Genomic DNA, 24711 nt, shown 5'->3' on the forward strand with positions numbered 1-24711 from the left:
TGACGATAAAACAGTGGCGGGGATTATAACCTTTCAGGGACGGTAATATCTTGTCTCCGGGCTGTCATAATTCGTCTGGCTGCGTTAAACCTGGACTATCTTTTCATAAATCTGTCATAAAACTGACGCATAATGGCACCGTATTGATGGCAAACGATTTAATTATAAACAGGGCAAATCATGGCGAGACGTATTCTGGTCGTAGAAGATGAAGCTCCAATTCGTGAAATGGTCTGCTTCGTGCTCGAGCAAAACGGTTTTCAACCCGTAGAAGCCGAAGACTATGACAGTGCTGTGAACCAACTCAATGAACCCTGGCCGGATCTCGTCCTGCTTGACTGGATGCTTCCCGGCGGCTCGGGTCTACAGTTTATTAAGCATCTCAAGCGCGAAGCCATGACACGGGACATCCCCGTGATGATGCTGACGGCGAGGGGAGAAGAGGAAGATCGCGTCCGGGGTCTGGAAACCGGTGCGGATGACTATATTACCAAGCCGTTTTCTCCCAAAGAGCTGGTGGCGCGTATTAAAGCTGTGCTGCGTCGAATTTCCCCCATGGCGGTGGAAGAGGTGATTGAGATGCAGGGGCTGAGTCTTGATCCCACTTCGCATCGCGTGATGACCGGCGAAGAACCGCTGGATATGGGGCCGACCGAATTCAAACTGTTGCACTTCTTTATGACTCACCCCGAACGCGTATACAGTCGTGAACAGCTCCTCAATCATGTCTGGGGAACCAATGTCTACGTGGAAGACCGGACAGTTGATGTGCATATCCGCCGATTACGTAAAGCGCTGGAGCACAGCGGACACGATCGTATGGTGCAGACAGTTCGCGGGACGGGATATCGTTTTTCGACCCGCTTTTGACTGACAAGAATCAGGGCCTGATGGATTAGGTCGTTTATGGAGTAAGACGTTTGCTAGAACGATTGTCATGGAAAAGGTTGGTACTGGAGCTGATCCTGTGCTGCATACCGGCATTTATCCTTAGCGCTTTTTTCGGTTACCTGCCCTGGTTTTTACTGGCGTCGGTAACGGGCCTGCTTATCTGGCATTTCTGGAATTTATTACGTTTATCCTGGTGGTTATGGGTCGACAGAAGTATGACGCCGCCACCAGGGCGAGGCAGTTGGGAGCCGTTGTTATATGGGCTGCATCAAATGCAGCTTCGCAACAAAAAGCGCCGTCGAGAACTGGGTAACCTGATTAAACGTTTTCGCAGCGGGGCGGAATCCCTACCCGACGCGGTGGTGTTGACCACCGAAGAAGGCGGTATCTTCTGGTGTAACGGACTGGCTCAGCAGGTTCTGGGACTGCGTTGGCCGGACGATAGCGGGCAAAATATTCTTAACCTGCTGCGCTACCCGGAATTCACACAATATCTGAAAACGCGCGATTTTAGCCGGCCAATCAATCTGGTGCTCAATACCGGACGGCATCTGGAAATTCGCGTGATGCCCTATACCGATAAGCAATTGTTGATGGTGGCACGCGACGTTACCCAGATGCACCAACTGGAAGGTTCACGGCGTAACTTTTTCGCCAACGCCAGCCATGAGCTGCGCACACCGCTGACGGTGCTGCAAGGCTACCTGGAAATGATGCAGGAGCATCCGCTGGAAGGGACAACGCGCGAAAAAGCGCTGCATACCATGCGTGAACAAACGTACCGTATGGAAGGTCTGGTGAAACAGCTGCTGACGCTGTCAAAAATTGAAGCTGCGCCGACGTTGCAGCTGAATGAGAAAGTCGATGTGCCCATGATGCTGCGCGTGATCGAGCACGAAGCGCAAACCCTGAGCCAGCATAAACATACGTTTACCTTTGATGTCGATAACAGCCTGAACGTGCGAGGCAACGAGGAGCAGTTGCGTAGCGCTATCTCGAATCTCGTGTACAACGCGGTTAACCACACACCAGCGGGAACGCACATTATCGTACGCTGGCAGCATGTGGCGTCGGGGGCGGAGTTTTGCGTGGAAGACAACGGTCCGGGCATTGCCCCCGAGCATATACCACGTTTGACCGAGCGTTTTTATCGTGTGGATAAGGCGAGATCGCGACAAACGGGCGGTAGCGGGCTGGGTCTGGCTATCGTGAAACATGCGCTGCATCATCACGACAGCCGTTTGAACATCGAAAGCGAACCAGGCAAAGGGACGCGATTTAGTTTCATGATCCCGGAACGTTTCATTGCCAAAAGTAACGGCTAAGACGTATTCGTAAGATAATCTTTCCAAAAGCCAGCGCAAGCTGGTTTTTTTTATGTGGTCAATAGATGCCTCCTGAATTTTACGACGTTTGATTGTTTTTTGTTCGAATTATTACCCATACCTTTTTCCATGAAATGGTTTTTTGTGCTAACCCTATTTTTCATATCGCTATATTGTTCTGGTTTTTGGATCCCACCTTGCTTTAAAACGTTATAAGCGTTTAAATTGCGCTCCAGGTGCTGTCATACCGACTGCATTTACGCGGTAAATCGAAAAACTATTCTTCGCCGCGCCAGGTCGGGAGTGTTTCCCGCTGGAATTGAGCAAAAATGCCGCTGTATTGTCCCCCAGGGAAAGGCAAAAATTTACTATTTTCAACACCACATCCACAGGCAGTAAGACTTTATGACCCATCAGTTAAAATCGCGCGATATTATCGCTTTGGGATTTATGACATTTGCACTGTTCGTTGGTGCAGGTAACATCATCTTCCCCCCAATGGTTGGTTTGCAGGCAGGTGAACACGTCTGGACTGCGGCTTTTGGCTTTTTGATTACCGCCGTTGGCCTGCCGGTACTTACCGTTGTCGCGCTGGCGAAAGTCGGCGGTGGTGTGGACCGACTGAGCACGCCTATCGGTAAAGTTGCCGGTCTGCTGCTGGCGACCGTTTGCTATCTGGCCGTTGGGCCGTTATTTGCTACCCCGCGTACCGCGACGGTCTCTTTCGAAGTCGGGATTGCACCGCTGACTGGTGACTCTGCGCTGCCGCTGTTTATCTATAGTGTTATCTATTTCGCGATTGTCATTCTGGTTTCGCTTTATCCAGGCAAACTGCTGGATACGGTGGGTAATTTCCTGGCACCGCTGAAAATCCTGGCGCTGGTGGTCCTGTCTGTCGCTGCAATCGTCTGGCCTGCAGGCCCGATCAGTAATGCGATGGAAGCCTATCAAACTGCGGCGTTTTCTAATGGCTTCGTGAACGGGTATCTGACCATGGATACGCTGGGCGCGATGGTGTTTGGTATTGTTATCGTTAACGCCGCTCGCTCGCGTGGTGTTACTGAAGCGCGTCTGCTGACCCGTTACACCGTTTGGGCGGGTTTAATGGCGGGTGTGGGCTTAACGCTGCTGTATCTCGCGCTGTTCCGTCTGGGTTCAGATAGCGCGATTCTGGTCGATCAGTCTGCTAACGGCGCGGCGATTCTGCATGCGTATGTTCAGCACACCTTTGGCGGTGCAGGAAGCTTCCTGCTGGCGGCGCTGATTTTCATCGCCTGTCTGGTCACCGCGGTTGGCCTGACCTGCGCCTGCGCAGAGTTCTTTGCCCAGTACGTTCCACTGTCTTATCGTACGCTGGTATTTATCCTCGGCGGCTTCTCGATGGTGGTTTCTAACCTGGGTCTGAGCCATCTGATTCAGATCTCTATTCCGGTGCTGACGGCTATCTATCCGCCATGTATCGCACTGGTTGTATTAAGCTTTACCCGCTCATGGTGGCATAATTCTTCCCGCGTCATTGCACCTGCGATGTTTATCAGCCTGATTTTTGGTATCCTTGATGGCATTAAAGCTTCTGCAATTGGCGACGTGTTACCGGCCTGGACCCAGCGTTTACCGCTGGCGGAGCAGGGGCTGGCGTGGTTGATGCCAACAGTCGTGATGGTGGTCCTGGCAGTTATCTGGGATCGCGCCGCGGGTCGACAAGTGACCTCCAGCGCACACTAATATCACTGACAATAAGTTTTAACCACGGGGCTATTAACATGGCCCCGTGGTTTTTTTATTGTGTTAACAGGTTAGGAATCGATGGAAAGTAATAACAAGCTAAAGCGTGGGCTGAGCACCCGGCACATCCGCTTTATGGCATTAGGTTCAGCAATTGGTACCGGGCTGTTTTACGGCTCGGCCGACGCCATCAAAATGGCGGGGCCAAGCGTGTTGCTGGCCTATATTATCGGCGGTGTCGCAGCGTACATTATTATGCGTGCGCTGGGCGAAATGTCTGTTCATAACCCGGCAGCCAGCTCCTTCTCGCGCTATGCGCAGGAAAACCTCGGACCGCTGGCAGGCTACATTACCGGCTGGACCTACTGTTTTGAAATCCTGATTGTCGCCATTGCCGACGTGACAGCCTTCGGCATATACATGGGCGTCTGGTTCCCGGCGGTACCGCACTGGATTTGGGTACTCAGCGTGGTGCTGATTATCTGCGCCATCAACCTGATGAGCGTGAAGGTGTTTGGTGAGCTGGAGTTCTGGTTCTCGTTCTTCAAAGTCGCCACCATTATCATCATGATTGTTGCCGGTTTCGGTATCATCATTTGGGGGATTGGCAACGGCGGACAACCAACCGGTATCCATAACTTATGGAGCAACGGTGGCTTCTTCAGCAACGGCTGGCTCGGCATGGTGATGTCGCTGCAAATGGTGATGTTTGCCTATGGCGGGATTGAGATTATCGGGATTACCGCAGGCGAAGCCAAAGATCCGGAAAAATCTATTCCGCGCGCCATCAATTCCGTACCAATGCGTATCCTGGTGTTTTATGTGGGGACGCTGTTCGTCATTATGTCTATCTACCCGTGGAACCAGGTGGGTACCGACGGTAGCCCGTTCGTTATGACGTTCCAGCATATGGGTATTACCTTTGCTGCCGGGATCCTCAACTTTGTGGTTCTGACTGCGTCGCTGTCGGCTATTAACTCTGACGTCTTCGGTGTGGGGCGTATGCTGCACGGCATGGCGGAGCAGGGCAGTGCCCCGAAAATGTTCGCCAAGACGTCGCGTCGTGGCGTGCCGTGGGTGACGGTAATGGTGATGACTATCGCGCTGCTGTTTGCGGTGTATCTTAACTACATCATGCCGGAAAACGTCTTCCTGGTGATCGCCTCTTTGGCGACTTTCGCCACGGTATGGGTGTGGATTATGATCCTGTTGTCGCAGATTGCTTTCCGTCGTCGTCTGCCGCCGGAAGAGGTCAAAGCGCTGAAATTTAAAGTACCGGGTGGGGTAACGACGACTGTTGTTGGCCTAATTTTCCTGGTCTTTATCATCGCGCTCATCGGCTATCATCCGGATACCCGCATTTCGCTGTACGTCGGCTTTGCGTGGATTGTTCTGCTGCTGGTCGGCTGGGGATTCAAGCGCCGTCGCGAGCGCCAACTGGCTGAAGCACAGTAATATTTTTGCCGGGTAGCTTTGCGTTACCCGGCAATTTTCTCCTCCCCCGAACTCCTCCCCCAATAAACGTTAAGATGATGAGTGATCCTGCACTTCGCTATGGCAAGGTGACGTCATTATCATCAAAGGGGATACGTGATGTTGAACGCCTGGCACCTTCCGGTTGCCCCATTTGTTAAGCAAAACAAAGATCAACTGACGATTACATTATGGTTGGCGGGGGAAAATCCACCCCAGCGGGTGACGCTACGCGCAGAAAACGATAACGAAGAGATTTCGCTGGCTATGCACAAGCAGCGCAGCCAGCCGCAGCCGGGCGTGATCGCGTGGCGAGCGGCGATCGATCTCTCCAGCGGGCAGCCTCGTCGACGCTATAGCTTTAAATTACTTTGGCCCGATCGTCAGCTGTGGTTCACCCCGCAGGGATTCGGCCGTTTTCCGCCTGCGCGTCTGGAGCAGTTTGCGGTTGATGTGCCGGATAACGGTCCGCAGTGGGTTGCCGATCAGATTTTCTATCAAATTTTCCCGGACCGTTTTGCCCGCAGCCAGTCGCGTGAAGCGGGCCAGGATAACGTCTATTACCACCACGCCGCCGGACACGACATCTTACGGCGCGAATGGGATGAACCGCTTACGGCTCAGGCCGGTGGCTCCACGTTCTATGGCGGTGATTTGGACGGCATCAGCGAAAAGCTACCGTACCTGAAAACGTTAGGGGTCACGGCGCTGTACCTGAATCCTGTATTTACCGCCCCGAGCGTGCATAAATACGATACCGAAGATTACCGTCATGTTGATCCGCAATTTGGCGGCGACAGGGCGCTCCTGCGTCTGCGGCACAACACCCAACAGCAGGGCATGCGTCTGATTCTCGACGGCGTCTTTAACCATAGCGGCGATTCGCACGCCTGGTTTGACCGACATAATCGGGGGACGGACGGGGCGTGCCATAATCCAGAATCCCCCTGGCGCGACTGGTATCATTTCTCAGCCGACGGCGTTGCGCTCGACTGGCTGGGATATTCCAGCCTGCCCAAGCTGGACTTTTCTTCGGAAAGCCTGGTGAATGAAATTTATCGTGGTGAAGACAGTATCGTCCGCCACTGGCTGAAAGCGCCGTGGAGTATGGACGGCTGGCGTCTTGATGTGGTGCACATGCTGGGAGAGGCCGGAGGCGCACGTAACAACCTACAACATGTGGCCGGAATTACGCAGGCGGCAAAAGAAACCCAGCCAGAGGCGTATGTGGTGGGTGAGCATTTTGGCGATGCGCGCCAGTGGTTGCAGGCTGATGCAGAAGATGCCGCCATGAACTATCGCGGCTTTACTTTCCCCCTCTGGGGATTCCTCGCCAATACCGATATCTCATACGACCCGCAATCCATTGATGCCCAGACCTGTATGGCGTGGATGGATAACTACCGCGCGGGGTTGTCGCATCAGCAACAGCTGCGGATGTTTAATCAGCTCGACAGCCACGATACCGCCCGCTTTAAATCTCTGCTCGGTAAAGACGTCGCACGGTTACCGCTAGCGGTGGTATGGCTGTTTACCTGGCCTGGCGTGCCCTGTATTTACTACGGTGACGAAGTGGGGCTGGACGGGAACAACGATCCGTTTTGTCGCAAACCGTTCCCGTGGCAGCCTGAAAAACAGGACGCTACTCTGCTGGCGTTGTATCAGCGGCTGGCAAAATTACGCCACCAGAATCAGGCGCTTCGCCACGGTGGTTGCCAGGTGATTTACGCCGAGGATAACGTGGTGGTGTTTGTTCGCGTGCTAAACCGACAGCGCGTACTGGTGGCGATTAACCGTGGCCACGCTTGTGAAGTGGTCCTGCCAGCCTCGCCATTACTGAGCGTGAGTCAATGGCAGCACAAAGAGGGCAACGGTATGCTTACCGACGATATCCTGACGCTGCCGGCGATTTCCGCCTCGGTATGGATAGGTCATTGATATAAGCGCGCAATCTCCGGGCTTGCCAGCAGCGTTTCCCGCCACCAGCGCTGTGCCAGCCCATCGCGGTTATTGCGCCATGCCATATAAGCCACGTCTTTTTGGCGAAATGAGATAACCGTTTTTTCCACCAGCTCGCCCGTGGTAAGCCACGGGCTGGCAATATGGCGGGGGAGAAATCCGCAGCCCATACCGGCCCGCAGTAGCATCACCTTACTGTGGAAGTCATCGACGCGGATTTGCGCCTGTTCCTCCATCAGATTGGTTTGTAACGGATGGCAGAAGCGGGCGCTGTCGCTGATAACAATCGCGCGATGCAGGCATAACTGTTCGTTGGTCAGGCCGTCTGCTGCTGCGGCCAGCGGATGCTCAGGCGCAACGACAAACACATTGTCCAACGTGCCGAGCATTTTATAGGACCAGGCTGCAGACGTTGGCGGTTCATTAATTGCCCCCAGAATTATATCGGCTCCATTATGGGTCAGTTCCTCCCAGGAGCCCGCCAGCGTATGGTGGGTAAAACTGAGGCGAGTTTGCTTATTCAGCGCATGAAATTCATCGATAATGGGCAACAGCGCAGCGAAAGGGAAGGAGTCGTCCAGCGCAATTGCCAGCTCTTTTTCCCAGCCTGAACTCAGCTGTACCGCCTGTTTTTCGAGATCTTTTGCCGCATTCAGCAGCAAACGCCCTTTTTCCAGCATCATCTGTCCGGTATCGGTAAATTTTGCCCGGTGCCCGGAACGGTCAAGCAGCTCGATATTCAAATCGCTTTCCAGCTTCTGAATCATATAGCTGAGTGCGGCAGGGGTTTTAAACAGCGACTCGGCCGCTGCGGCAAATGAACCCTGTTTGTCGAGAGCGTCGAGAATAAGCAAAACATCCAGATTAATGCGCATAAGCAGAAAATATCCTGAAAATTAAACCCTTCTGTTGTACCGAATGAAGAAAAACAATGCCAGTGAATAAATTAGATGAGTCATGCGCATTTTTTTGATGTTGTTTAGGATATATCGCAACACAAAATTAATAGTTTCACAGGATGGTAAGTTTTCTTTAATAACTCGTTAGAAATTTCCCGCTATACTCAACAAGCTTTCTGATTCAGGATCCTGTTGCTGACGGCAGATACAGACCGTTGCCTTTTAACTTATTGATTAAGAAGGTGTGCTATGTCTATTCGGGAACTGATTGACCCTCAAAACTCTACGCTTATTTTTATTGATCATCAGCCGCAAATGTCATTCGGTGTGGCGAATATTGATCGCCAGACTTTAAAAAATAATACCGTGGCATTAGCGAAAACCGGGAAAATATTCAATGTTCCGGTGATTTATACTTCTGTAGAAACTAAAAGTTTTAGCGGATATATCTGGCCGGAATTGTTAGCGGTTCATCCTGATGTCAAACCCATTGAACGCACCTCAATGAACTCCTGGGAAGATACGGCGTTTGTGAAAGCGGTGGAAGCGACCGGGCGTAAAAAACTGATTATCTCCGCGCTGTGGACCGAAGTATGCCTGACTTTTCCAGCGCTGATGGCACTGGAGGCAGGCTATGAAGTTTATGTGGTAACGGATACCTCCGGCGGCACGTCCGTAGATGCTCATGAGCGTTCTATCGACCGCATGGTACAGGCTGGTGCCGTACCCGTAACCTGGCAACAGGTTCTTCTCGAGTACCAGCGCGACTGGTCCCGCAAAGAAACCTACGACGCCGTAATGGATCTGGTACGCGAGCACAGCGGTGCCTACGGTATGGGCGTGGATTATGCCTATACCATGGTGCATGGCGCGCCGGAACGTAAAGCTTAAATACACGTCATCCTTCATGTTGCATCTTTGTTGGCTTCGCTTGCGTCCCCCGGTCACTTACTTATGTAAGCTCCCGGGGATCCACAACCTTGCCGCCTCGATGCACCATGAATGATTTTGTGTATTACTTTCCGGGCCTAAGCGGCCTGTTTCCTGTCAACAAGGAACCCTTCATGGCGCAGAACAAACATGTGACGTTGGTAATTACTCACACTCTGCTACCTGAGCAGGCGCAGCGGTATGAGCAGTGGCTGGGGAAAATCATGCCTGTAGCGGCTGAATTTCCCGGTCATCTCGGGGCGAACGTGATTCGCCCGGCAGATGGCAACAACCTGTGGAACATCATTATCCGCTTCGACACGCTTGAGCATCTGTATAGCTGGACCCAGTCCGATACGCGTCGCGTGTTGGTCGAAGAGATTGCTCCACTGCTGGCTGAAGGTGACAAAACCGAAATTCGCACCGAAGCAGCATTCTGGTTTACGCCGCCCGCGCCCCATGTACGACAGCCCAAACGCTGGAAACAGTTTCTGATAACCCTGCTGGTGATATTTCCAAGCACCAATCTGGTGCCGTGGTTGACCGGCATTGTGCTGCCTGCAATGAAGGGCTCGTTACTCCTGCATCTCATCAATGATGCCTTTGTGGTTGCGCTGGTGGTCTGGTTCTGGATGCCCATCGTAACCCGTCTGTTTGCCGGATGGCTGAAAAAAGCCTGACCGGTATCTCAGGAGATTGTTATGTCTCAAACTGCCACACTGATTCTGACTCACGGAAAAATTCATACTCTCGACAGACAAAGTCCTCAGGTCGAGGCGGTGGCGATCGCCAACGGAAAGATTCTGGCGACCGGTAGCCACGAACGGGTAATGAGCTTTACCGCTGAAGGGACGCAGGTTGTCGATCTGCAAGGGCATACGGTGATCCCTGGCCTGAACGATTCGCACCTGCACCTTATTCGTGGTGGACTGAATTACAACCTGGAATTGCGTTGGGAGGGCGTGCCGTCACTGGCGGACGCGCTACGCATGCTCAAAGACCAGGCTGACAGAACGCCGTCGCCACAATGGGTACGCGTGGTGGGCGGCTGGAGTGAATTCCAGTTTGCCGAACGTCGCATGCCAACCCTCGAAGAACTGAATGAAGCCGCTCCTGATACTCCGGTTTTTGTTCTGCATCTCTACGACCGGGCTTTGCTCAACCGCGCCGCGCTGAAAGCGGTTGGCTATACCAAAGCGACGCCGGATCCGGCGGGCGGTGAGATTGTGCGTGATAGCAACGGCAACCCGACCGGAATGCTGATCGCTAAACCGAACGCGATGATCCTTTACTCGACGCTGGCAAAGGGACCAAAACTGCCGCTGGAAATGCAGGTTAACTCGACCCGTCAGTTTATGCGCGAGCTGAACCGTCTGGGACTGACCAGCGCCATCGATGCGGGCGGCGGGTTCCAGAACTACCCGGAAGATTACGAGATCATTGAGCAGTTACACGCCAACAAACAGATGACGGTGCGTATTGCCTACAACCTGTTTACCCAGCGTCCGAAGCAGGAACTGGAAGACTTTGAACGCTGGACTGATATGCTCAAGCCAGGGCAGGGAACCGACTTCTATCGTGCCAATGGGGCAGGGGAAATGCTGGTTTTCTCGGCCGCGGATTTTGAAGACTTCCTCCAGCCACGCCCGGATCTGCCGGAAGGTATGGAAGATGAGCTGGAGCGCGTGGTGCGACACCTGGTTGAGCACCGCTGGCCGTTCCGCTTGCATGCTACCTACGATGAATCCATCAGCCGAATGCTGGACGTGTTTGAGAAGGTAAATCGTGATATCCCGTTCAATGGTCTGCACTGGTTCTTCGATCACGCCGAAACGATTACCGAACGGAATATCGAGCGTGTAAAAGCGCTGGGGGGCGGGATAGCGGTTCAGCACCGCATGGCGTTCCAGGGCGAATATTTTGTCGATCGCTACGGTAAAGATGCGGTCAAACATACACCGCCGGTGGCGAAAATGCTGGCGGCTGACGTTCCGGTCGGACTGGGGACTGACGCCACACGCGTGGCCAGCTACAACCCGTGGACCGCGCTCTACTGGCTGGTTTCGGGCCGTACCGTTGGTGGTATGGCGATGTATGATGATAACAATCGCCTGCCACGCGATGTGGCACTGGAACTGTGGACGGCCGGTAGCGCCTGGTTCTCCAGCGAACAGGGTAAGAAAGGGCGCATCGAGAAAGATCAACTGGCCGACCTGGTGGTGCTGTCCAAAGATTACTTCAGCGTGCCGGAAGAAGAGATTAAAGGTATTGAGTCGGTAATGACCATTGTTGATGGCAAAGTGGTTTACGCCGCCGGGCATTTCACCCCGCTGGCACCACCTGCTATTCCGGTTGTGCCGGACTGGTCGCCGGTAGTGAAGGTGCCGGGGCACTATCGCTCAGCGCCACCTGCTGCGGCGAAAATTGGCGCAATGGTGCAGATGCACCAGTGCTGCGGTAGCTGCGGTGTACACGGTCACCAGCATGATATTGCGCGGAAATCGGGGATTCCGGTGTCAGATGACCGGGCTTTCTGGGGCGCGCTTGGCTGCTCCTGCTTCGCGTTTTAATTGTGGTTTGGATAAGCGTATCGTCACTGGCGATACTAACGGAAAGTGACGCAATCGCTTATCTGATCTGCGAACAATAAAAAAGGCCCGCATTTGCGGGCCTTTCGTCGATTCATGCCAATTACAGGCTGGAAACGTTCTCGGTCAGGTATTTTGCCACGCCGTCCGGAGACGCGTTCATACCTTCTTTACCTTTTTCCCACTGTGCCGGGCAAACGTCGCCGTGCTCTTCGTGGAACTGCAGCGCGTCAACCATGCGCAGCATTTCGTCGATGTTACGACCCAGCGGCAGATCGTTAACCACCTGGTGGCGAACAACGCCGTTAGCGTCGATCAGGAAAGAACCGCGCAGCGCAACGCCCGCTTCCGGGTGCTCAATGCCGTAGGCTTTCTGGATTTCGCGTTTAATGTCAGCAACCATTGCGTATTTCACTGCACCGATGCCGCCTTTGTCGACAGGGGTGTTACGCCATGCGTTGTGGACAAATTCAGAGTCGAAGGAAACGCCAACAACTTCAACGCCGCGCTTCTGGAATTCTTCGTAACGTTTGTCGAATGCGATCAGTTCAGACGGGCAAACGAAGGTGAAGTCCATCGGCCAGAAGAACAGAACGGTGGTTTTACCGTTGGTATGCTGTTTGAAGTTGAAGTTTTCAACGATCTCACCGCTACCCAGTACCGCAGCTGCTGTGAAATCCGGAGCCTGACGAGTTACCAGTACCATATAATTCTCCTGCAAAGTTAAGGGGTTTTTGGAACGCAACGCGGGCCAGTATAGAGAGTGTTCGGGAATAAGACAAAGAGGCGCTGGCAATCAATGAGACAGGTTTTGTCTATCAATCTTTTGCCGGACGGTGGCTACTGCTTATCCGGCGGGGAATACGGGCTGCGATCAAAGGGTTTTGCACCGCGCCTGTTCCATCATTTGCGGATAAAACTGCCAGAATCGTTCTTCTAACGCATCGTAATGCGTATCGAGGTCATACCATGAGTCGCGTAGGGCATCGAGCCGTGGACGGCGGCTGGCCATGCCGTTCAGGACGTTCTGGATAAAATCCATGTCCCGGTAGCGCTCAAGCCATTTCTCTGACCATATATAGTTGTTCAGATTGATAAAGCGCGGCGGCGATTCCGGCAAAATAGTGGTTACCTGGGTACGGGCATAGCGCACAAAGTCCGTCAGCGGGAAGTCAGGTGAGATTTCCGACCAATGGCGCGACAGAAAATGATCCCACATAACGTCCAGCGTAATCGGCGCGACGCGGCGCGTTTCGCTACGAAACCACTCTTTGGCTTCACGCACCTGCGGTAAGTTATCGGTCATCACATCGATACGACGATGCATAAAGATGCCTGCTACCACATCAGGCGAGTAGTGCGTTTCCGGATTACCCCGGACAAAATCGGCCAGCAGATTGCCGGAAAGCGAGCTATCGGCAAGGTGAGCGAGATGCAAATGTGCAAGAAAATTCATAGTTAAACGTTTATCCAGAGGGGTAAAGGTTGCAGGGAGAACGCCCCGGCACTAGACTACCCGCCTCTTATTTTAGTCTGAGTCAGTGTCATGCGCGTTACCGATTTCACCTTTGAACTACCCGAATCCCTGATTGCCCACTATCCGCAAGCTGAGCGCAGTAGCTGCCGCTTGCTGTCTTTGGACGGGCCGACGGGCGCGCTGACGCACGGTACTTTCACCGATTTGCTCGACAAGCTCAACCCTGGAGACTTGCTGGTCTTTAACAACACCCGCGTCATTCCTGCGCGTCTGTTTGGTCGTAAAGCCAGCGGCGGCAAGATTGAAGTGCTGGTCGAGCGTATGCTGGATGACAAACGTATTCTGGCGCATATTCGTGCCTCGAAAGCGCCGAAACCGGGTGCCGAGCTGCTGCTGGGCGACGACGAAAGTATTAAAGCGACGATGGTCGCCCGCCATGACGCGCTGTTTGAAGTTGAGTTTAACGACGAACGCAGCGTGCTGGATATCCTCAACGCCATCGGCCATATGCCGTTGCCGCCGTATATCGACCGTCCGGATGAAGACGCCGACCGCGAGCTGTACCAGACCGTGTACAGCGAAAAACCGGGTGCCGTCGCAGCGCCGACCGCGGGTCTGCATTTTGACGATCCGCTGCTGGCTAAACTGCGCGATAAAGGCATTGAAATGGCGTTCGTCACCCTGCACGTTGGCGCGGGTACTTTCCAGCCGGTGCGCGTAGACACCATCGAAGACCACATTATGCATTCTGAATATGCGGAAGTGCCGCAGGATGTGGTGGACGCGGTGCTGGCGGCGAAAGCGCGCGGTAATCGCGTGATAGCCGTGGGAACAACGTCCGTTCGCTCACTGGAAAGTGCGGCGCAGGCGGCCAAAAACGATCTCATCGAGCCGTTCTTCGGCGATACACAAATCTTTATTTATCCAGGCTATAAATATCAGGTGATTGATGCTCTGGTCACCAACTTCCACCTGCCGGAATCGACGCTGATTATGCTGGTTTCCGCATTTGCTGGTTATAAAAACACCATGCACGCCTATCATGAAGCGGTAAAAGCGGAATATCGCTTTTTTAGTTACGGGGATGCCATGTTTATCACGTACAATCCGCAGGCTATTTCTGAGCGACCGTGAGAAGGCTATCTCACTTGCCATTTTGATGTCGGGCAGTGCTCGCCATCCTCACGTACTGCGTGTACGCTCCGGTGGCTGTGCGCTGGTCGCCCCCAAACTGGCTGCGCCGATTGCGCCTTCGCCAGTGGGTTAATATATTTTTACTCCGTGGAGTGATTCCGTGGGGAAAGTTTAATCATCAGACTGTCTCTCTGATGCAGGAGAAAAAATGAAATTTGAACTGGATACCACAGACGGTCGCGCTCGCCGTGGCCGCCTGGTTTTTGATCGTGGCGTAGTAGAAACGCCTGCTTTTATGCCGGTCGGTACTTACGGCACAGTAAAAGGCATGACGCCGGAAGAAGTTGAAGCGACCGGCGCGCAGATCATCCTCGGCAACACTTTCCACCTGTGGCTGCGCCCGGGTCAGGAAATCATGAAACTGCACGGCGATCTGCACGATTTCATGCAGTGGAAAGGGCCAATCCTTACCGATTCCGGCGGCTTCCAGGTGTTCAGCCTGGGCGATATCCGTAAGATAACCGAGCAGGGCGTGCATTTCCGTAACCCGATCAACGGCGATCCGATTTTCCTCGATCCCGAGAAGTCGATGGAGATTCAATACGATCTCGGTTCCGATGTCGTGATGATCTTCGACGAATGTACACCGTATCCGGCCGACTGGGACTATGCTAAACGCTCAATGGAGATGTCTTTGCGTTGGGCGAAGCGCAGCCGTGACCGTTTTGATAGTCTCGGCAACAAAAATGCGCTTTTTGGCATCATTCAGGGCAGTGTTTACGAAGATTTACGTGATATCTCCGTCAAAGGTCTGGTAGATATCGGCTTTGATGGCTACGCTGTCGGCGGTTTGGCTGTCGGTGAGCCGAAGGAAGATATGCACCGCATTCTGGAACATGTTTGCCCGCAGATTCCGGCAGATAAACCGCGTTACCTGATGGGCGTCGGCAAACCAGAAGATCTGGTTGAAGGCGTGCGTCGCGGTATCGATATGTTTGACTGCGTGATGCCAACGCGAAATGCCCGTAATGGTCATTTGTTTGTGACTGACGGCGTGGTAAAAATTCGTAACGCGAAACATAAAAGCGACACCAGTCCGCTCGATGCTGAGTGTGATTGTTACACCTGTCGCAATTATTCGCGCGCTTACTTGCATCATCTCGACCGTTGCAACGAAATATTGGGCGCGCGACTCAACACGATTCATAACCTTCGCTACTACCAGCGTTTGATGGCGGGTTTACGCAAGGCTATTGAAGAGGGTAAATTAGAGAGCTTCGTGACCGATTTTTACCAACGTCAGGGTAGACCAGTTCCACCTGTGAACGTTGATTAATTTTAATAATGAGGGAATTTGAATGAGCTTTTTTATTTCTGATGCGGTAGCGGCAACAGGTGCTCCGGCGCAGGGCAGCCCGATGTCTCTGATTCTGATGCTGGTGGTGTTTGGTCTGATTTTCTATTTTATGATCCTGCGCCCACAGCAAAAGCGTACCAAAGAACACAAGAACCTGATGAACTCCATTGCGAAAGGCGATGAAGTACTGACTAACGGTGGTCTTGTGGGTCGCGTGACTAAAGTAGCAGAATCTGGCTACATCGCTATCGCGCTGAACGACACCACTGAAGTGGTTATCAAACGTGATTTCGTAGCTGCCGTTCTGCCGAAAGGCACCATGAAGGCGCTGTAATTTATTGTTTTCCCAAAGGGAACTGCCGTGTTAAACCGTTATCCTTTGTGGAAGTATGTCATGCTGATCGTCGTTATTGTCGTCGGTCTGCTCTATGCGCTTCCCAACCTGTATGGTGAGGATCCGGCTGTTCAAATCACTGGCGTGCGCGGTGCCGCCGCCAGTGAGCAAACGCTGATCCAGGTCCAGAAAACGTTACAAGAAGATAAAATCACACCTAAGTCTGTGGCTCTGGAAGAGGGTGCTATTCTCGCGCGCTTCGACTCCACTGATACCCAACTGCGCGCACGTGAAGTATTAATGGGCGTACTGGGCGATCAGTACGTCGTGGCGCTTAACCTTGCTCCGGCAACCCCACGCTGGCTGGCTGCCATTCACGCAGAACCGATGAAACTCGGTCTTGACCTGCGTGGCGGCGTTCACTTCCTGATGGAAGTGGATATGGACACCGCGCTGAGTAAGTTGCAGGAACAAAATATCGATAGCCTGCGCAGCGATCTGCGTGAAAAAGGCATTCCTTATACTACTGTTCGCAAAGAAGATAACTACGGTCTGAGCATCACTTTCCGTGATAGCAGCGCCCGTGATGAAGCTATCTCTTACCTGAGCAAACGTCACCAGGATCTGGTTATTTCCAGCCAGGGCAGCAATGCTCTGCGTGCGGTAATGACCGATGCGCGCCTGAGCGAAGCCCGTGAATACGCGGTACAGCAGAACATCAACATTCTGCGTAATCGTGTTAACCAACTGGGTGTTGCTGAGCCGGTGGTACAACGCCAGGGGGCTGACCGCATTGTGGTCGAACTGCCGGGTATTCAGGATACCGCGCGTGCGAAAGAAATTCTGGGCGCAACCGCGACGCTGGAGTTCCGTCTGGTAAACACCAACGTTGACCAGTCCGCTGCGGCATCGGGTCGTGTTCCGGGTGATTCGGAAGTGAAACAGTCTCGTGAAGGCCAGCCGGTTGTGCTGTACAAACGCGTGATTCTGACCGGTGACCATATCACCGACTCTACTTCCAGCCAGGACGAATACAATCAGCCGCAGGTTAACATCTCGCTGGATAGCGCAGGTGGTAACATCATGTCCAACTTCACTAAGGACAACATCGGTAAGCCGATGGCGACCCTGTTTGTGGAGTACAAAGACAGCGGTAAGAAAGATGCTAACGGTCGTGCAGTACTGGTGAAACAGGAAGAGGTGATTAACATCGCCAATATCCAGTCTCGTCTGGGTAACAGCTTCCGTATCACCGGTATCAACAACCCGAACGAAGCACGCCAGCTTTCCCTGCTGTTACGTGCCGGTGCGTTGATTGCGCCAATTCAGATTGTTGAAGAACGTACCATCGGCCCAACCCTGGGTATGCAGAACATTAAACAGGGTCTGGAAGCATGTCTGGCCGGTCTGGTGGTGTCTATCCTGTTCATGATCTTCTTCTATAAGAAGTTCGGTCTGATTGCGACCAGTGCGCTGATTGCTAACCTGGTGCTGATTGTCGGTATTATGTCGTTGCTGCCGGGTGCTACGCTGAGTATGCCGGGGATTGCGGGGATCGTCTTAACCCTTGCTGTCGCGGTCGATGCGAACGTACTGATCAACGAACGTATCAAAGAAGAGTTGAGTAACGGGCGTTCGGTGCAGCAGGCCATCAATGAAGGTTATGCGGGCGCATTTAGCTCCATCTTTGATGCGAACATTACGACGCTGATCAAGGTCATCATCCTGTACGCAGTGGGCACCGGGGCAATTAAAGGGTTCGCGATTACTACCGGTATTGGTGTGGCGACGTCGATGTTTACCGCGATTGTCGGTACACGTGCCATCGTAAACCTGCTGTATGGCGGCAAGCGCGTCAAAAAGCTGTCAATCTGAGGAGTGCGAAGTGGCACAGGAATATACTGTTGAACAATTGAACCACGACCGTAAAGTCTGGGACTTTATGCGCTGGGACTACTGGGCTTTCGGCATTTCAGGTTTCCTGCTGATTGCGGCCATCGTGGTGATGGGCGTACGCGGGTTTAACTGGGGTCTCGATTTCACCGGTGGTACGGTTATTGAAATCACGCTGGAAAAACCGGCCGATATGGACGTGATGCGCGATGCGCTGGAGAAAGCGGGCTTCGTTGATCCGCTTCTGCAGAACTTCGGCAGCAGCCACGACATTATGGTACGTATGCCGCCAACTGAAGGTGCAGACGGCGGTCAGGTGCTGGGTAGTAAAGTGTTGAGTGTGATTAACGAATCCACCAACCAAAACGCCGCGGTGAAGCGAATTGAATTCGTGGGTCCGAGCGTGGGTGCAGACCTGGCGCAAACCGGTGCGATGGCGCTGATGGCGGCGTTGATCTCCATCCTGGTGTACGTCGGTTTCCGTTTTGAGTGGCGACTGGCGGCAGGGGTAGTTATCGCGCTGGCGCACGACGTGATTATCACACTTGGGATCCTGTCGTTGTTCCATATCGAGATTGACCTGACTATCGTCGCATCACTGATGTCGGTAATCGGTTACTCGCTGAACGACAGTATCGTTGTATCTGACCGTATTCGTGAAAACTTCCGCAAAATTCGTCGCGGTACGCCTTACGAAATCTTTAACGTGTCACTGACTCAAACGCTGCACCGTACGTTGATTACGTCCGGTACAACGTTGATGGTTATTCTGATGCTGTTCCTGTTCGGTGGTCCGGTACTGGAAGGATTCTCACTGACGATGCTGATCGGTGTTTCCATCGGTACTGCGTCTTCTATCTACGTGGCTTCGGCGCTGGCGCTGAAGCTGGGTATGAAGCGTGAGCACATGCTGCAGCAGAAGGTCGAGAAAGAAGGGGCGGATCAACCGTCGATTCTGCCTTAACCCATCAAGGAGTGAAGATACTGGAATCCCGATCGCAAGGTCGGGATTTTTTTTGCCTGTGAGTTAGCGACAGGTAATTATCTTTTCCTGTCGCCACACTACTGACAGTATGCTGTCAGTAGCCCTGTCTTATAGTCCTCCTGAGATTACCCACACAGGCAGGAGGAAGTATGAGCAACGTAATTAATTGGTTTGAAATCCCCGTGGCACAAATGGATCGCGCCATCGCTTTTTATGAGCCAGTGATGCAGGTTTCTTTGCGTAGGGAGAACATGGACTGCGCTGAGCTCGCCGTATTTCCGCATCAGGATCCCGCTCCCGGCGGGGCGCTGGCTAAATTTGATGGTATTACGCCTTCAGCGCAGGGCGCTATTATTTATCTGCATACGGACGATTTGGCTGCAACGCTTGAACGCGTCGCCACTGCTGGCGGTCAGTGTGTGTTTGGCCCACTCGAACTGGGGCAGGACATTGGTACGATTGCGCTATTTACTGACAGCGAAGGCAATCGTGTTGGTTTACATCAACCCGCGTAATATTTTCAGCACTGAGGATTAAAATGAGCAGACGCGCCGACCGCTTGTTTCAGATTGTGCAAATCCTGCGTGGCAGGCGAGTGACAACGGCGGCGCTGCTGGCAGAGCGTCTTGAGGTTTCTGAACGGACGATTTATCGCGATATCCGCGATCTCTCTTTATCCGGCGTGCCTATTGAAGGCGAAGTGGGCAGCGGATACCGCTTAATGGCCGGGTTTGATCTACCGCCGTTGATGTTAACGCATCACGAATCAGAAGCATTGATGGTAGCGATTCGGTTGCTGAAAACATGGGGTGGGGATTCACTCTCACAGGCGTTGGAATCCGCGCAGGAAAAAGTGTTGGCGATATTGCCGCCAGAGAGTCGGCGCAGAGCCGAGCAAACGCGGATTTTCGCGCCAGATTTTGGTAATCAGCCGCATTCACGTAGTGCCTTCGATCTCATACATCGCGCGGTTTCAGCACAGCAGGTGCTGGCGCTGCATTATCGCGATGAGTCCGGGAACCTCTCCTGGCGCGACGTTCAGCCGCTGGGATTATTTTTCTGGGGCGAGCACTGGCTGCTGGTTGGCTGGTGCGAGAAGCGTGACGATTATCGTTGCTTTCGCGTTGATCGATGTCTGAAGATTACGCCACTCGACAGGCATTTTCGCGAATCGGCAGATCGCTCGCTAAGTGACTTTTTGCGTAAAGTACGCTGTGAAGACCAGCCATAAAAAAGCCAGCGGTTAAGCTGGCTTGTCTGCGAAACATTGTCTGGATTAGAAGTTGTAACCTACGACCAGGTAACCACCCCAACCGGTAGATTTCGCGCTGAAATCGCCTTCGCCCCAGTTCAGGGTATCTCCACCTTTCCACTGGCCGCCGTTATGGAAGTAACGCGCTACGACGGAGTAATGCCAGTGATCGTAGTTCAGCGCCAGGACGTGGCTGGACGCGATAGAGTTGCTGGTGCGGTTCGGATCATCACCCAAATCTGAGCCCCAGTCGAAGTTGGTGAAGCCGATGTAGGTCAACTGACCGCCCCAAACCTGGGTGATCGGCACAAAGTATTTCACTTTGAAACGGTAGCCATCCCACTCGTTTTCGTTGGATGCGCCATAGTTCTGCCACTGGTATTTAGCATACACGTTCAAAGACAGACCCATCGGCAGACCGGTATCGATATCGGTACCCAGACCCATATACCAGGTGCTCTGGCGGCTGGCTTTGTTATCACCCATATCGTAGATGTAGTTGTTGGCGAAATACCATTCTTTGAACGGACCAAAGCTCAGGTCAGCGCCGGTCAGTTTGTCGATGGAGAAACGCGGTTCGATTTCCATAAACAGCGGGGAACCGTCAGACCAGATACCTTTATCGTTGCCGTTACCCCAGTCGAAGGTTTTCGGAATATCGATGTAGCCATAGAAGTCAAACCAGTCTTTTTTAGCAAACGCTTCGTATTCCAGATACACGTCGTTGTTCAGTTTCGGGGAGAAACGGGTGTGATAGCTACCCACCACGTTAACGCTCTGGTGCCACCAGTCGGACAGATATTGCGGTTTGTCATTTTCTGCTGCGTTGGCAGTAAAAGACGAGGAGAGCGCCAGCACTGCACCGGCTGCAAGTAATGTTTTTTTCATATGTATGCCACTGTTTGAAATCCCTTTCGGGAGTGAAAAATGCGCAATTTGCGTTTCTAAATATTTCGTAATTCTTCGGAGCCTATTATAAAAATCATTGTTCACAAAAATATGTCTTGTTTCACAGTTCTATCATTTACGTAATCGATTGCGTTCACGTTTGCGTACTTTAGGCGGCGAATTGTACTGGCTCCCATGAATGTTGCCAAGTTTTACCAGAAATATCGGTGATGTCAGAGGAGTAACAAAATGGACTGGGATGATGTTGCGGAACGCACAAAACGTTCCGCAAAAAAGTTTATTGGCTAACAGGCTGGACGTCGTGGATGCGAACAAATCCTAACTGATCTGGAGTGAGGCCATTTATCTGCAACGGAATGTCTACGTCGCTGGGAGCAAGAATACTCGCCGGAGCGTTGACCAACTGGTTGTGAACGTTCACTTCCTGATAATTGTCCGTGGTGCCCTGAATTTGCCCGTACTCAACGGTGGCGCTAAAAGCGGGTAAAGGCGTGTTGGATTCACCCTGAATCCGTAGCGTCAGGTGCGTACCATCGGCGTTCGGTGCAATGTTCACCAGCGACATGCGTAAGGTGCCAATCTGGCTGTCCAGTCGTGCCGGGGTTTTGGAACCCGGTAGCAGATAGACGCCGCTGGTTGATTTTGCATTCAACATATTTTGTTGCGTAATTTTTACAGTTTCCTGATTAAGCTGCGTCATCTCTTTATTCAACGTGCTAACGCTTTGATGCATCTGGCGTACTTCGCTTTGCTGTGCGCAGGCACTAAGACTAAAGAGACTTCCCACCAGGAGAATTCTTAGGTAACGTCTTGTCATTGTGATTACTTCCTTCATTGTCGCGATAGCATAATGGTAGTGTGCACTGAGCACGAAGGCATCGATCCTTTGTCTCAAAAGCGCAGCGCCTTTGTTGTCACGGCAGTTCAGGGTAAAATAGATTCTGTTAACCACTGAGGTACAGGACGCCGTATGCATTGCCCATTCTGTTTCGCCGTAGACACTAAGGTAATTGACTCTCGTCTTGTAGGCGAGGGCTCCTCGGTACGCCGCCGTCGGCAGTGTCTGGTTTGTAACGAACGTTTCACCACTTTTGAAGTGGCTGAACTTGTCATGCCGCGCGTTGTGAAAAGCAACGATGTGCGTGAACCCTTTAATGAAGAAAAGCTGCGCAGCGGCATGCTCAGAGCGCTTGAGAAACGGCCTGTCAGCGCAGATGACGTCGAAATGGCGTTAAACCATATCAAATCACAGCTGCGTGCGACGGGCGAGCGTGAGGTGCCGAGTAAGATGATTGGCAACCTGGTGATGGAGCAGTTGAAAAAGCTCGATAAAGTCGCCTACATCCGCTTTGCCTCTGTCTACCGGAGTTTCGAAGATATCAAAGAATTTGGCGAAGAGATTGCTCGCCTACAGGACTAAGCCATGCAGGATGAATTGTACATGGCGCGCGCGCTGAAGCTTGCTGCGCGCGGACGTTTTACCACTCACCCCAACCCCAACGTGGGCTGCGTGATTGTGAAAGATGGGGAGATCGTCGGTGAAGGATATCATCACCGTGCGGGCGAACCGCATGCCGAAGTTCATGCTCTGCGGATGGCCGGAGAAAAAGCGCAGGGGGCAACTGCCTACGTGACGCTCGAACCCTGCAGTCATCATGGTCGCACGCCGCCGTGTTGCGATGCGCTGATTGCGGCGGGGGTGTCGCGTGTGGTTGCGGCGATGCAGGATCCCAATCCGCAGGTCGCAGGACGTGGGCTCTACCGTTTACAGCAGGCGGGCATCGACGTCAGCCACGGGCTGATGATGAGCGAAGTTGAGCAACTGAATAAAGGCTTCCTCAAGCGCATGCGTACGGGATTCCCGTATCTTCAGCTTAAGCTTGGCGCGTCGCTTGATGGCCGTACGGCGATGGCCAGCGGTGAAAGCCAGTGGATTACCTCGCCACAGGCGCGCCGCGATGTGCAACGCTTGCGCGCGCAAAGCCATGCCATTTTAACCAGCAGTTCTACGGTGCTGGCAGACGACCCTCAGCTTACCGTGCGTTGGTCGGAGCTAGGGGAGTCAACTCAGGCGAGTTACCCGCAGGAACAGCTGCGCCAGCCAATCCGCATTGTTCTTGATAGCCAGAATCAGGTCACACCGGAGCACCAAATTGTGCAACAGCCAGGAGAAACCTGGATTGTCCGGACTGAAGACGACCCTCGTAGCTGGCCGGAGACGGTGCGCAGCCTGAAGGTGCCGGAACATAACGGGCATCTGGATCTGGTGGTGCTAATGATGCAACTGGGCAAACAGCAAATTAACAGCATTTGGGTTGAAGCAGGCCCAACGCTCGCAGGGGCATTATTACAGGCCGGTTTGGTCGATGAGCTAATCGTTTATGTTGCGCCTAAACTGTTAGGCAGCGATGCGAGAGGATTATGTGTGCTTCCAGGCCTTGAGAAACTGGCTGACGCACCCCATTTCAAATTCAATGAGATACGTCAGGTGGGCCCGGACGTTTGCCTGCATTTAACGACTGCGTGAGGCTTTCTGATTTAGAGGAAGCAGCGCACAGAATATTATGATAAAATCCGCCCCCCTTACGGGGCCATAAATCGAACCCGAAGGGGCCATAAATCGAACCCGAAGGAAGAATATGAACATTATTGAAGCTAACGTTGCTACTCCGGACGCTCGCGTCGCCATCACCATTGCGCGTTTCAACAACTTTATCAATGACAGCCTGCTGGAAGGTGCTATCGACGCCCTGAAACGTATTGGCCAGGTTAAAGATGAAAACATTACCGTTGTTTGGGTTCCAGGTGCATATGAGCTGCCACTGGCGGCCGACGCACTGGCAAAAACCGGTAAATACGACGCAGTGATTGCGCTCGGTACGGTGATCCGTGGCGGTACCGCGCACTTCGAATATGTGGCTGGCGGTGCAAGCAATGGCCTGGCGCATGTCGCTCAGGACAGTGGCATTCCGGTAGCCTTCGGTGTTCTGACCACCGAAAGTATTGAACAAGCCATCGAACGTGCTGGCACTAAAGCCGGTAACAAAGGCGCAGAAGCTGCACTGACTGCGCTTGAAATGATTAATGTATTGAAAGCCATCAAGGCCTGATTTTTGTAAGGGGAAATCCGTGAAACCTGCTGCTCGTCGCCGCGCCCGTGAGTGTGCCGTCCAGGCGCTCTACTCCTGGCAGTTGTCCCAGAACGACATCGCTGATGTTGAATACCAGTTCCTGGCGGAACAGGACGTTAAAGATGTCGACGTTCTGTATTTCCGTGAACTGCTGTCCGGGGTGGCGACTAACAGCGCGTACCTGGATGGATTAATGAAGCCTTACCTGTCTCGTCTGTTGGAAGAGCTGGGTCAGGTAGAAAAAGCTGTACTGCGTATTGCGCTGTTTGAATTGTCTAAACGTAGTGATGTGCCGTACAAAGTGGCCATCAACGAAGCGATTGAACTGGCAAAAACCTTCGGCGCCGAAGATAGCCACAAATTCGTGAACGGCGTACTGGATAAAGCAGCACCTGTGATTCGCCCCAACAAAAAGTAATCCCGAGGCCGGCTGGATGGTGGAACCTGTT

Annotated in this window: 24 protein-coding genes; 19 read left to right on the plus strand and 5 right to left on the minus strand. The window is 52.9% G+C overall.

The genetic code is table 11. The features are described 5' to 3' along the window. Nucleotides 1–180: 180 nt before the first annotated feature. The 5 genes from phoB (at nt 181) to malZ (ending at nt 7352) form a co-directional block, all read left to right on the plus strand. Nucleotides 181–870 carry a phosphate response regulator transcription factor PhoB gene (phoB, locus tag OGX92_RS02535; RefSeq protein ID WP_003830970.1) on the plus strand — a complete coding sequence of 230 codons (690 nt, stop codon included), beginning with the start codon at nt 181–183 and terminating at the stop codon, nt 868–870. Between the two features lie 50 nt (nt 871–920). Continuing rightward, the gene (gene phoR, locus OGX92_RS02540; protein ID WP_286586209.1) at nt 921–2216 is read left to right on the plus strand and encodes a phosphate regulon sensor histidine kinase PhoR; all 1296 of its coding nucleotides are present in this window, start codon (nt 921–923) and stop codon (nt 2214–2216) included. Between the two features lie 405 nt (nt 2217–2621). Beyond that, nucleotides 2622–3941, plus strand: coding sequence for a branched-chain amino acid transporter carrier protein BrnQ (brnQ, locus tag OGX92_RS02545; RefSeq protein WP_003021501.1), 1320 nt, complete (start codon nt 2622–2624; stop codon nt 3939–3941). A gap of 81 nt (nt 3942–4022) precedes the next feature. After that, on the plus strand, nt 4023–5396 hold the full coding sequence (gene proY / locus OGX92_RS02550; RefSeq protein WP_003021504.1) for a proline-specific permease ProY: 1374 nt from the start codon (nt 4023–4025) through the stop codon (nt 5394–5396). Between the two features lie 138 nt (nt 5397–5534). Further along, the gene (malZ, locus tag OGX92_RS02555; protein ID WP_286586210.1) at nt 5535–7352 is read left to right on the plus strand and encodes a maltodextrin glucosidase; all 1818 of its coding nucleotides are present in this window, start codon (nt 5535–5537) and stop codon (nt 7350–7352) included. Here malZ and OGX92_RS02560 read toward each other — a convergent pair. Next, the gene (locus OGX92_RS02560) at nt 7346–8248 is read right to left on the minus strand and encodes a LysR family transcriptional regulator (RefSeq protein ID WP_003830973.1); all 903 of its coding nucleotides are present in this window, start codon (nt 8246–8248) and stop codon (nt 7346–7348) included. The two genes, malZ and OGX92_RS02560, sit on opposite strands and share 7 nt — an antisense overlap. A 273-nt stretch (nt 8249–8521) precedes the next feature. Between OGX92_RS02560 and OGX92_RS02565 the strand changes: the two genes are divergently transcribed. The 3 genes from OGX92_RS02565 (at nt 8522) to OGX92_RS02575 (ending at nt 11772) form a co-directional block, all read left to right on the plus strand. Continuing rightward, nucleotides 8522–9163, plus strand: coding sequence for a hydrolase (locus OGX92_RS02565; RefSeq protein WP_003830974.1), 642 nt, complete (start codon nt 8522–8524; stop codon nt 9161–9163). A gap of 173 nt (nt 9164–9336) precedes the next feature. Continuing rightward, nucleotides 9337–9882, plus strand: a complete 546-nt coding sequence (locus OGX92_RS02570) for an antibiotic biosynthesis monooxygenase (RefSeq protein WP_003830975.1) — start codon at nt 9337–9339, stop codon at nt 9880–9882. Between the two features lie 21 nt (nt 9883–9903). Then, nucleotides 9904–11772 (plus strand): amidohydrolase, encoded by a 1869-nt coding sequence (locus OGX92_RS02575; RefSeq protein WP_193135102.1) that lies wholly within the window; start codon nt 9904–9906, stop codon nt 11770–11772. A 121-nt stretch (nt 11773–11893) separates the two neighbouring features. Here the strand turns inward: OGX92_RS02575 and OGX92_RS02580 are convergent, their stop codons facing one another. Continuing rightward, nucleotides 11894–12496 (minus strand): peroxiredoxin, encoded by a 603-nt coding sequence (locus tag OGX92_RS02580; protein ID WP_003021524.1) that lies wholly within the window; start codon nt 12494–12496, stop codon nt 11894–11896. Nucleotides 12497–12664: 168 nt separating this feature from the next. After that, on the minus strand, nt 12665–13246 hold the full coding sequence (acpH, locus tag OGX92_RS02585; protein WP_003830978.1) for an ACP phosphodiesterase: 582 nt from the start codon (nt 13244–13246) through the stop codon (nt 12665–12667). A 90-nt stretch (nt 13247–13336) separates the two neighbouring features. Here acpH and queA point away from each other — a divergent pair, with 90 nt between their 5' ends. From queA to OGX92_RS02620, 7 genes are all read left to right on the plus strand, one after another. Next, nucleotides 13337–14401: a tRNA preQ1(34) S-adenosylmethionine ribosyltransferase-isomerase QueA gene (gene queA, locus OGX92_RS02590; protein WP_032942525.1), complete on the plus strand. Its 1065-nt coding sequence runs from the start codon at nt 13337–13339 to the stop codon at nt 14399–14401. A gap of 208 nt (nt 14402–14609) precedes the next feature. After that, the gene (gene tgt / locus OGX92_RS02595) at nt 14610–15737 is read left to right on the plus strand and encodes a tRNA guanosine(34) transglycosylase Tgt (protein WP_286586212.1); all 1128 of its coding nucleotides are present in this window, start codon (nt 14610–14612) and stop codon (nt 15735–15737) included. Nucleotides 15738–15759: 22 nt separating this feature from the next. After that, nucleotides 15760–16092 (plus strand): preprotein translocase subunit YajC, encoded by a 333-nt coding sequence (gene yajC, locus OGX92_RS02600; RefSeq protein WP_003021544.1) that lies wholly within the window; start codon nt 15760–15762, stop codon nt 16090–16092. Nucleotides 16093–16119: 27 nt separating this feature from the next. Further along, nucleotides 16120–17967: a protein translocase subunit SecD gene (gene secD, locus OGX92_RS02605; protein WP_003021547.1), complete on the plus strand. Its 1848-nt coding sequence runs from the start codon at nt 16120–16122 to the stop codon at nt 17965–17967. A gap of 10 nt (nt 17968–17977) precedes the next feature. Next, nucleotides 17978–18949: a protein translocase subunit SecF gene (gene secF, locus OGX92_RS02610; RefSeq protein WP_286586213.1), complete on the plus strand. Its 972-nt coding sequence runs from the start codon at nt 17978–17980 to the stop codon at nt 18947–18949. A gap of 170 nt (nt 18950–19119) precedes the next feature. Continuing rightward, nucleotides 19120–19485 (plus strand): VOC family protein, encoded by a 366-nt coding sequence (locus OGX92_RS02615; RefSeq protein ID WP_003021554.1) that lies wholly within the window; start codon nt 19120–19122, stop codon nt 19483–19485. Nucleotides 19486–19508: 23 nt separating this feature from the next. Beyond that, nucleotides 19509–20201 (plus strand): helix-turn-helix transcriptional regulator, encoded by a 693-nt coding sequence (locus OGX92_RS02620; protein WP_032942528.1) that lies wholly within the window; start codon nt 19509–19511, stop codon nt 20199–20201. A 45-nt stretch (nt 20202–20246) separates the two neighbouring features. On the opposite strand, the gene OGX92_RS02625 is transcribed toward OGX92_RS02620, so the two are convergent. Then, entirely contained in the window at nt 20247–21110 is an 864-nt protein-coding gene (locus OGX92_RS02625; RefSeq protein ID WP_003021561.1) for a nucleoside-specific channel-forming protein Tsx, read from the minus strand. 298 nt (nt 21111–21408) lie between these two features. After that, a complete protein-coding gene (locus OGX92_RS02630; RefSeq protein WP_286586214.1) occupies nt 21409–21948 on the minus strand; it encodes a SadB/YajI family lipoprotein in 540 nt (179 codons plus the stop codon). Between the two features lie 153 nt (nt 21949–22101). Between OGX92_RS02630 and nrdR the strand changes: the two genes are divergently transcribed. The 4 genes from nrdR (at nt 22102) to nusB (ending at nt 24680) form a co-directional block, all read left to right on the plus strand. Next, nucleotides 22102–22551 (plus strand): transcriptional regulator NrdR, encoded by a 450-nt coding sequence (gene nrdR / locus OGX92_RS02635; protein ID WP_003021571.1) that lies wholly within the window; start codon nt 22102–22104, stop codon nt 22549–22551. A 3-nt stretch (nt 22552–22554) separates the two neighbouring features. Continuing rightward, complete coding sequence (gene ribD / locus OGX92_RS02640) at nt 22555–23658, plus strand: bifunctional diaminohydroxyphosphoribosylaminopyrimidine deaminase/5-amino-6-(5-phosphoribosylamino)uracil reductase RibD (protein WP_286586215.1); 1104 nt, start codon at nt 22555–22557, stop codon at nt 23656–23658. A 112-nt stretch (nt 23659–23770) separates the two neighbouring features. Next, nucleotides 23771–24241, plus strand: a complete 471-nt coding sequence (ribH, locus tag OGX92_RS02645; RefSeq protein ID WP_003021575.1) for a 6,7-dimethyl-8-ribityllumazine synthase — start codon at nt 23771–23773, stop codon at nt 24239–24241. Nucleotides 24242–24260: 19 nt separating this feature from the next. Then, complete coding sequence (gene nusB / locus OGX92_RS02650; protein ID WP_000801129.1) at nt 24261–24680, plus strand: transcription antitermination factor NusB; 420 nt, start codon at nt 24261–24263, stop codon at nt 24678–24680. The last annotated feature ends 31 nt before the right edge of the window (nt 24681–24711 follow it).

This window comes from Citrobacter sp. Cpo089, assembly GCF_030332695.1.
GTDB lineage: Bacteria > Pseudomonadota > Gammaproteobacteria > Enterobacterales > Enterobacteriaceae > Citrobacter > Citrobacter portucalensis.

What these genes read in the sequence shown, in the direction of transcription:
- phoB (WP_003830970.1), top strand. Translation starts at nt 181, where the DNA reads ATGGCGAGACGTATTCTGGTCGTAGAAGATGAAGCTCCAATTCGTGAA.
- brnQ (WP_003021501.1), top strand. Translation starts at nt 2,622, where the DNA reads ATGACCCATCAGTTAAAATCGCGCGATATTATCGCTTTGGGATTTATG.
- proY (WP_003021504.1), top strand. Translation starts at nt 4,023, where the DNA reads ATGGAAAGTAATAACAAGCTAAAGCGTGGGCTGAGCACCCGGCACATC.
- malZ (WP_286586210.1), top strand. Translation starts at nt 5,535, where the DNA reads ATGTTGAACGCCTGGCACCTTCCGGTTGCCCCATTTGTTAAGCAAAAC.
- OGX92_RS02560 (WP_003830973.1), bottom strand. Translation starts at nt 8,248, where the DNA reads ATGCGCATTAATCTGGATGTTTTGCTTATTCTCGACGCTCTCGACAAA.
- OGX92_RS02565 (WP_003830974.1), top strand. Translation starts at nt 8,522, where the DNA reads ATGTCTATTCGGGAACTGATTGACCCTCAAAACTCTACGCTTATTTTT.
- OGX92_RS02570 (WP_003830975.1), top strand. Translation starts at nt 9,337, where the DNA reads ATGGCGCAGAACAAACATGTGACGTTGGTAATTACTCACACTCTGCTA.
- OGX92_RS02575 (WP_193135102.1), top strand. Translation starts at nt 9,904, where the DNA reads ATGTCTCAAACTGCCACACTGATTCTGACTCACGGAAAAATTCATACT.
- OGX92_RS02580 (WP_003021524.1), bottom strand. Translation starts at nt 12,496, where the DNA reads ATGGTACTGGTAACTCGTCAGGCTCCGGATTTCACAGCAGCTGCGGTA.
- acpH (WP_003830978.1), bottom strand. Translation starts at nt 13,246, where the DNA reads ATGAATTTTCTTGCACATTTGCATCTCGCTCACCTTGCCGATAGCTCG.
- queA (WP_032942525.1), top strand. Translation starts at nt 13,337, where the DNA reads ATGCGCGTTACCGATTTCACCTTTGAACTACCCGAATCCCTGATTGCC.
- tgt (WP_286586212.1), top strand. Translation starts at nt 14,610, where the DNA reads ATGAAATTTGAACTGGATACCACAGACGGTCGCGCTCGCCGTGGCCGC.
- yajC (WP_003021544.1), top strand. Translation starts at nt 15,760, where the DNA reads ATGAGCTTTTTTATTTCTGATGCGGTAGCGGCAACAGGTGCTCCGGCG.
- OGX92_RS02615 (WP_003021554.1), top strand. Translation starts at nt 19,120, where the DNA reads ATGAGCAACGTAATTAATTGGTTTGAAATCCCCGTGGCACAAATGGAT.
- OGX92_RS02620 (WP_032942528.1), top strand. Translation starts at nt 19,509, where the DNA reads ATGAGCAGACGCGCCGACCGCTTGTTTCAGATTGTGCAAATCCTGCGT.
- OGX92_RS02625 (WP_003021561.1), bottom strand. Translation starts at nt 21,110, where the DNA reads ATGAAAAAAACATTACTTGCAGCCGGTGCAGTGCTGGCGCTCTCCTCG.
- OGX92_RS02630 (WP_286586214.1), bottom strand. Translation starts at nt 21,948, where the DNA reads ATGACAAGACGTTACCTAAGAATTCTCCTGGTGGGAAGTCTCTTTAGT.
- nrdR (WP_003021571.1), top strand. Translation starts at nt 22,102, where the DNA reads ATGCATTGCCCATTCTGTTTCGCCGTAGACACTAAGGTAATTGACTCT.
- ribD (WP_286586215.1), top strand. Translation starts at nt 22,555, where the DNA reads ATGCAGGATGAATTGTACATGGCGCGCGCGCTGAAGCTTGCTGCGCGC.
- ribH (WP_003021575.1), top strand. Translation starts at nt 23,771, where the DNA reads ATGAACATTATTGAAGCTAACGTTGCTACTCCGGACGCTCGCGTCGCC.